This window comes from Hymenobacter amundsenii (genome assembly GCF_002204745.1).
Lineage (GTDB): Bacteria > Bacteroidota > Bacteroidia > Cytophagales > Hymenobacteraceae > Hymenobacter > Hymenobacter amundsenii.
In genome coordinates, this window is record NZ_NIRR01000073.1 from 1 (window position 1) to 7094 (window position 7094).

General features: G+C 66.6%; 6 protein-coding genes. 3 read left to right on the plus strand and 3 right to left on the minus strand.

The features are described from left to right. Positions 1-169 precede the first annotated feature (169 nt). Positions 170-859 carry a 2,3-diphosphoglycerate-dependent phosphoglycerate mutase gene (gpmA, locus tag CDA63_RS19665; protein WP_088466163.1) on the plus strand — a complete coding sequence of 230 codons (690 nt, stop codon included), beginning with the start codon at positions 170-172 and terminating at the stop codon, positions 857-859. 97 nt (positions 860-956) lie between these two features. Here gpmA and CDA63_RS19670 read toward each other — a convergent pair whose 3' ends face one another. The 3 genes from CDA63_RS19670 to CDA63_RS19685 all read right to left on the minus strand — a co-directional run bounded on the left by CDA63_RS19670 (position 957) and on the right by CDA63_RS19685 (position 5383). Next, positions 957-3365: a cation-translocating P-type ATPase gene (locus CDA63_RS19670; protein ID WP_242434757.1), complete on the minus strand. Its 2409-nt coding sequence runs from the start codon at positions 3363-3365 to the stop codon at positions 957-959. 183 nt (positions 3366-3548) lie between these two features. Further along, a complete protein-coding gene (locus CDA63_RS19680; RefSeq protein WP_088466165.1) occupies positions 3549-4580 on the minus strand; it encodes a class I fructose-bisphosphate aldolase in 1032 nt (343 codons plus the stop codon). A gap of 50 nt (positions 4581-4630) precedes the next feature. Beyond that, positions 4631-5383, minus strand: coding sequence for an SDR family NAD(P)-dependent oxidoreductase (locus tag CDA63_RS19685; RefSeq protein WP_088466166.1), 753 nt, complete (start codon positions 5381-5383; stop codon positions 4631-4633). A gap of 357 nt (positions 5384-5740) precedes the next feature. Here CDA63_RS19685 and CDA63_RS19690 point away from each other — a divergent pair, with 357 nt between their 5' ends. Beyond that, a complete protein-coding gene (locus tag CDA63_RS19690; RefSeq protein WP_165768416.1) occupies positions 5741-6778 on the plus strand; it encodes a BON domain-containing protein in 1038 nt (345 codons plus the stop codon). Beyond that, positions 6727-7094: BON domain-containing protein (locus tag CDA63_RS19695; protein ID WP_165768417.1), on the plus strand; the 368-nt coding region annotated here is incomplete at its 3' end. The genes CDA63_RS19690 and CDA63_RS19695, both read left to right, overlap by 52 nt.

Below are 7094 nucleotides of genomic sequence, written 5' to 3' on the forward strand. Positions count from 1 at the left end.
TGCACGCCGTCACGGCGGAAGGATTTGCCCTCAAGCTCCTGCTTTTCGTCTTCACCCACACCCTCGCCCAACTCGGCGCATAGGCCGCAACTTGGGTTACCTATCGCCACCCGGCTCACAAGCGGCCCACACTGCCGCCTTCCATTCACTCGCTTTCACGCCATTTCTTATGCAAAACCTGGTCCTTCTGCGTCATGGCCAAAGCCAGTGGAATCTGGAAAACCGCTTCACCGGCTGGACCGATGTCGACCTCTCGGAGCAGAGCCGCCAGGAGGCGGCCCGGGCGGGCCAGCTGCTGCTGCGCCACGGCTACGGGTTCGATATGGCCTTTACTTCGGTGCTGAAGCGGGCCATCAAAACCCTGGATATCGTGCTGGAAGAACTGGATTTGTGCTGGATTCCGGTGCAGAAGTCGTGGCGGCTGAACGAGCGGTTCTACGGCGCGCTCCAGGGCCTCAACAAAGCCGAAACCAGCGAGCAATACGGCGCCGAGCAAGTACAGCGCTGGCGGCGCGACCCGCACGCCCTGCCCCCGGCCCTAAGCCCCGACGACCCGCGCTACCCGGGCCACGACCCGCGCTACCAGCACCTGACCGCCCGCGAACTGCCGCTGACCGAAAACCTGAGCCAGACCATGGCCCGGGTGCTCCCCTACTGGACCGAGCAGATAATACCCGCCATGCGCAGCCACCAGCGCGTGCTGGTGTGCGCCCACGGCAACAGTCTGCGGGCGCTGGTGCAGTACATCGACCACCTCACCGATGCCGAAGTCACTCAGCTCGACATCCCCACGGGCGTGCCGCTGGTGTACGAGCTCGACGACGACCTGAACCGCATCCGACACTTCTACCTGGAGTGAGTGAGCGACGGTAGCAGGCCAGCCCTGCGATGTGCGAATCAGGGCAGCAGATTCGGTACAGTGTCTATGCTGTTGGATGGGCGTTGGGTTACGGGCGTCATGCCTTCCGCCGCCGCACGGCCTTGTACACTTCCACCCAGCCTACGCCCACCACTGCGGCCAGCAAGCACCAGCCCAGCGCGCCCACTGGCACGGGCGAGAAGCCGAAGAGCCGCTGCGCCGCCGGGACCAGCAGCGTGGCCAGCAGCAAGGTCAGCGTGAGACCCAGCATCAGCCACAGAATGCGGTTGGGCACGCGGAGCGTCTGCAGCACCGATTGGGTGAATGAGCGATTGACCAGCGTGAGGCCCAGGTTACTGAGCACCAGGGTGGCAAAGGTGAGCGTGCGCACCACCGGCAGGGCGGCGCCCTGCTGCATGGCCACGTAGTACACGCCCAGCACGGCCACGGCAATACCCAGGCCCTGCGCCACGCTGCGGCCCAGCTCGGCCCCGGCCAGGAAGGTAGCCGTGAGCGGGCGCGGCGGCTGGCGCATCTGGCCGGCCTCGGCGGGTTCGTTTTCGAAGGCAATCGAACAGGTTGGCCCCATCACCAGCTCCAGAAAGATGATGTGGACCGGTGAAAATAGGTTGGCAAACTGCCAGCCCGCCAGCAGCGGCACCGTGACGGTGAGCACGATGGGAATGTGGATAGAAACGACGTAGAACACCGCCTTTTTGAAGTTTTGGTAGATGCGCCGGCCCTGGGCAATGGCCGTCACCATGCCGGCCAGGTCATCGTCAACCAGTACCAGGGAGGCCGCCTGCCGGGCCACTTCGGTGCCGCGCCGGCCCATGGCTACGCCGATGTGGGCCGCCTTCAGGGCCGGGCCGTCGTTCACGCCGTCGCCGGTCATGGCCACCACTTCGCCGTTGGCTTTCAGGGCTTCCACCACTTTCAGTTTGGCCTCCGGAAACATGCGGGCAAATACCGCCGTGGTAGCGGCCCGCGGGCGTAGGTCGGCCGGGCTCAGGGCCATTACCTGCGCGCCGGTGAGCAGGGTGTCGGCCCCGGGCAGGCCCACCTGGCGGGCAATGGCCTGGGCCGTTTCGGGGAAGTCGCCGGTTATCATCTTCACCTGCATACCAGCCGCCAGAAATTCCCTGATAACGGCCGCCGCGTTGGCTTTGGGCGGGTTTTCGAGGGCAATCAGCCCCAGAAACTCCCAGGCAAAATCGTCCTGCGCGGCCGGGAAGCCGGGGCCGGCCAGCGTTGCCTGCGCTACGCCCAGCACCCGGTAGCCCCGGCCCGACAGCTCCTTAGTTACCCGCCGGATTTCTTCGGCTACGGCCGGGGCTGGGCGGCAAACGGCCAAAATGTGCTCCACGGCGCCCTTGCCGGCCACCAGAGGCTGGCCGTTTACCTGGCGCACGTGGGTCATCATGGGCGGGGTGCCCCCCAGCGGGTATTCGTGCAGCATGGGGCAGGGCACGGCGGCCGCAGCCGGAGCAGCTATGGCGAAGGCGGCCACAATGGCCTGTTCCATGGCATCGAAGGGCTCGGTTTCACTGGCGTAACGGGCGCAGGCCAGCACTTGGGTGGCGCTGGGCGCGCGCGGGCCGGGCAGCGGCACGAGGCTGGCCGTGCCCCCATCGTAGAGTTGCGCCACGCGCATGCCTTCCTGGGTGAGCGTACCGGTTTTGTCGGCGCAGATAACCGTGGCCGAGCCCAGGCTTTCCACGGTCTGGGGCTGCTTGGTGAGCACGCCCAGCCGGCTCAGCCGCGCCGCACCCAAAGCCATGAAGCTGCTGAAGGCCACCGGAATTTCCTCGGGCAGGATGGACATGGCCAGCGTGAGGCCGAAGAGCAGGGCCGTCACCCAGTTGCCGGACCGGGCGAAGTTCACGCCCCAGACCACCACAAATGCGCCGGCTCCCACCCAGGCCATCCGCAGCACAAACTGCCGCACCTGTAACTGCAAAGGCGTTTTTTCGGTGTCGATAGCGGCCAGGCTCTGCCCGATGCGGCCGAGCTTCGTCTCCGCTCCCACGGCCGTGACCGTGAGCCAGGCGCTGCCCGTCACGGTGCTGGTGCCGGCAAATACCGGGTCGCCCACGGCCTTGGCTACCGGCACGGCCTCGCCGGTCAGCGTAGCCTCATCGACGGAGAAGTCGTTGAACTCCGTCACGGTGCCATCGGCGGGCAGGCGCGCTCCTTCCGCCACCAGCACCGCGTCGCCCACCACCAGGTCCTCGACCGGCACGCTGGCTTCCAGGCCGTTGCGGCGCACCTGGGCGCGGGGCTGGGTGAGCTCGCGCAGGGCGTCCAGGGCCCGGTCGCTGCGGATTTCCTGGTACACCGAAATGCCCGCCACCGCCAGCAGGGCCACGCCCAGCGTGAAGGCCTCGGCCAGCTCGCCCAGCCCGATGTACACCGCGCAGGCCGCCAGCAGCAGCAGAAACATGGGCTCCAGCACCAGTCCCCGCAGGGTGGCCAGCAGCCCCGAGCCCTTGGCCGCGGCCAGCACGTTGCGGCCGTGGGCGAGCGCGAAGCCAGCACGGCTTCGCTGGTGAGGCCGGGGGCGGGCAAGGCGGTGGAGGCAGGCGTCGGGGGCAAGGTGGTGGAAACAGGCATCGGTCAGGTAGAGTGGTGGAGTGCTGGGCTTCCGGGCAGGGCGGTTGGCGTTGACCTGGCCGCCGTGAGGTACTCTCTACATCGAATCACCCAGGCCTAGCAGCTCCGGGTAGCCGGCCCTGATGGCCGCGTGGTTGCCGCGTACCCGTTCCAGCAGCGCCTGCTGGGCCGCGGGCCCGTTGGCCGCTTGGCCAGCCCAGATTTCCAGGGCCGACTGTTGCAGGGCCCGACCAAACGAGAAGGTCAGGGCCCACGGCAGCTGCCCGCCAAACTGCTCGTGCATGGCTGCCAGGTGGCGCGTAGCCTGGTCGGCCGACTGCCCACCCGACAAAAACGCTACCCCCGGCATGGCCGCCGGCACCGCGCGCAGCAGGCAGGTAACGGTCGCCTTGGCAACCTGCGCGGTGGTCGGCTGGTCGGGGCAGTCGGGGCCGGCCAGCACCATGCTGGGCTTCAGCAGCATGCCTTCCAGGGCCACGCCCTGGGTGCGTAGTTGGGCAAATACTTCGTGCAGCACTTCTTCGGTTACGGCCGCGCACCGGGCCAGGGAGTGGGAACCGGTCAGCAGCACTTCGGGCTCCACGATAGGCACCAAGCCGGCTTCCTGGCACAGGGCGGCGTAGCGGGCTAGGGCGTGGGCATTGGCCACCAGGGCGGCCCGGCTGGGTTGGTCGGGGCCGATGGTAAGGACCGCCCGCCACTTGGCGAAGCGGGCGCCCAGTTCCGCGTACTCGGTAAGGCGCGGGCGCAGGCCGTCGAGCCCTTCGGTCACGAACTCACCGGGAAAGCCCGCCAGCTCGTGCGCGCCCAGATCTACCTTGATGCCCGGCATGATGCCCGCCTGCTGCAATAGGTGCACCAGCGAAACGCCCGTTCGGGTATGCTGGCGGAGGGTTTCATCGCAGAGAATGGCCCCGCTGATGCCCTGCTCCAGCCCCGGCGTAGTAACCAGCAGCTCGCGGTAGGCGCGGCGCGCGTCCAGGGTGGCCGGAATGCCCAGGGCGGTGAAGCGGGCGTTGCAGGTACCGGTGCTTTCGTCCATGGCCAGAAGGCCCTTGCCGGGGCACAGCAGCGCCTGGGCGGTGGCAGACAATGCGTGTATACTCATGATTTTAAGTCTATTACAACTGTCGTATAAACCGTTGATTCATTCCCCGTTTACTTGGCCAGGTAGCCCCCATCGACGGGGTAGTAAGCGCCGGTAACGAACGAGGCCTTGTCGGAGCTGAGCCAGATGACCAGCTCGGCCACTTCCTCGGACCGGCCCAGCCGGCCGATGGGGTGCAGGGCGACGAGGCCACGCTTGGTTTCGGCCGAAAACTCCTTGAGTAGGGGCGTATCGATGTATCCGGGGCCCACCGCATTGATGCGGATGCCCTGGGCGGCGTACTCGAGGGCGGCCGTCTGGGTGAGGCCGATGACGCCGTGCTTGGCCGCCACGTAGCCCGCCAGCGTGGGCGTACCCACCTGCCCCAGAATGGAGGCCATGTTGATAATGGCGCCGTGGCCCTGCTGGAGCATCACTTCCAGCTCGTATTTGAGGCAGAAAAACACGCTGTTCAGGTTCACATTGATAATCTGCTGCCAGCCTTCGAGCGAGTAGTCGGCGGTGCGGGTCAGCTCGCCGGTGATGCCGGCGTTGTTACAGGCTATGTCGAGCGTGCCGAAGGCCTCCACGGTTTCCTGCACCAACTGGCGGCACTGGGCCGGGTCGCCCACATCGGCCTTGTAGAACCGGGCGTTGGCGCCGGCGGCTTGCAGCTCCGCCACCACCTGCCGGCCCTGCGTTTCGTCGATATCCGACACCATCACATTGGCCCCGTGCTGCCCGTAGAGCAGCGCCACAGCCCGGCCAATGCCCGACGATGCGCCCGTAACCAGCGCCGTTTTTCCTTGCAGATCCTTGTCCATGAAACCCGGGTTTTAACGTTACCTCGCCCCGCGTTCCAGGTCAGAAACGGGTCGTAAGCCGGGAATAAAGGTCCGGGCCCAGGGCGGGGCGGGCTATGACAACAATTGCCTGATAGGCTGATTTTTGTCAGACCAGGGGCCGCCCGGATGCCGCACTATGCCCACCGGCACGGCCGAAAACGGCCGTCGGCGTTCCTGCCCCACATCGACTGCCGCGACACGGTAATCCGGCGCATCCACAGCTCGCTACTTGACAGATGTCATCCGATGCGGCAATTGAAATCATGGCGCTGGCGGCCTTTCTGGGGGAATTTTGTACCGATCCAATTTCCGCTTGCCCCCATAAGCCCCCAGCTCATGACCACCACCTCGCACCTGACTTCTGCCCCCGCGCCAACAACTGTGGCCGATGCCGACATTACCACGGCCATCGAACGACTCTTCACCACCACAAAAGGCCTGAACGAGCATGGGCTGGACGTGGCCACGCACGAGGGCCTGGTAACGCTGAGCGGGTTTACCGATAATCTGCTGGCCCGGCAGCGGGCCGAGGAAATTGCCCTGGCGGTGCGCGGCGTACGCGGCGTGACCAACACGGTGGCCATCCGAATCCCTGACCTGTCCGACGCCGACTTGCAGCGCGATGTTTGCGCCGCCCTCGCCGACGACCCCGCCACCGGCGACTACAACGTGGCATGCACCGTGGCCGAAGGCGTCGTTACGCTCACGGGCCTGGTGCAGTCATGGGCCGAGAAGCAGCTGGTGCTGCGCGTGCTGCAAGGTGTACGGGGCGTCACCACCTTCGCAACTGAGCACCTGACCATCCAAAAGGGCGAAATTCTAAACTCCGATACCGAAATCACCACCCAAATCCAGGAGCTGCTCGATTGGGATATTCGGGTGAACAGCGCCCTGGTAGAGGTGCGCACCAACGAGCACGTGGTGCACCTGTCGGGTACCGTGGGCACGGCTACGGAACGCGACCACATCATCGCCATTGCCTACCAGGCCGGGGCCACGCGCGTAGATGCGCGCGACCTGTTCGTGGCCTACTGGGCCCTGGGCAGCGAGCTGCGGCGCAGCAAATTCGCGCCCCGCCCCGACGAGGCCATCGTTGCCGCTGTGCACAGGGTTATCCAACGCAACCCGCGCGTGCGCGCTGCCGAAACGTCGGTGCAGGTCCGGGAGGGCATCGTCACGCTGACCGGCACGGTGAGCAACCTGCGCGCCCGCCAGGAGGCCGAGCGCGCCGCCCGCCACGTGGTGGCGTGTACGACGTACTCAACCTGCTCAAGATTCGCCATAAGCGTCTGGTACCCGATGCCGATATCAGCCAGACCATCGTGGCCGCGCTGGCCCGCGACCCCCACGTGGGGCACTACCATTTTACCGTGAGCGTGCGCCACGGCCAGGCCACCGTGCACGGGCAGGTGAGCAGTACGTTTGAGCGCGAGCGGGCCGCCGATGTAGCCGCCGGAGTCAGCGGCGTGGTGGCCGTGGCCAACCTGGTGCAGCAGCTGGAGGCGGCCAGCACCGACGAGTTTGCGGCCGGCCAAACGGGGGCCGCAGTGCCCCGCCCCGCGGGCCCCGACCCCGACCACGCGCTGGCCAGCCGCATCCGGCAGCGCCATTTCTGGTCGGGCAGCCTGCACGATCAGGACATTGAAGTGCAGGTGCGCTACGGCCGCGCCACGCTCACCGGCACCGTGGA

What these genes read in the sequence shown, in the direction of transcription:
- gpmA (WP_088466163.1), top strand. Translation starts at nt 170, where the DNA reads ATGCAAAACCTGGTCCTTCTGCGTCATGGCCAAAGCCAGTGGAATCTG.
- CDA63_RS19680 (WP_088466165.1), bottom strand. Translation starts at nt 4,580, where the DNA reads ATGAGTATACACGCATTGTCTGCCACCGCCCAGGCGCTGCTGTGCCCC.
- CDA63_RS19685 (WP_088466166.1), bottom strand. Translation starts at nt 5,383, where the DNA reads ATGGACAAGGATCTGCAAGGAAAAACGGCGCTGGTTACGGGCGCATCG.
- CDA63_RS19690 (WP_165768416.1), top strand. Translation starts at nt 5,741, where the DNA reads ATGACCACCACCTCGCACCTGACTTCTGCCCCCGCGCCAACAACTGTG.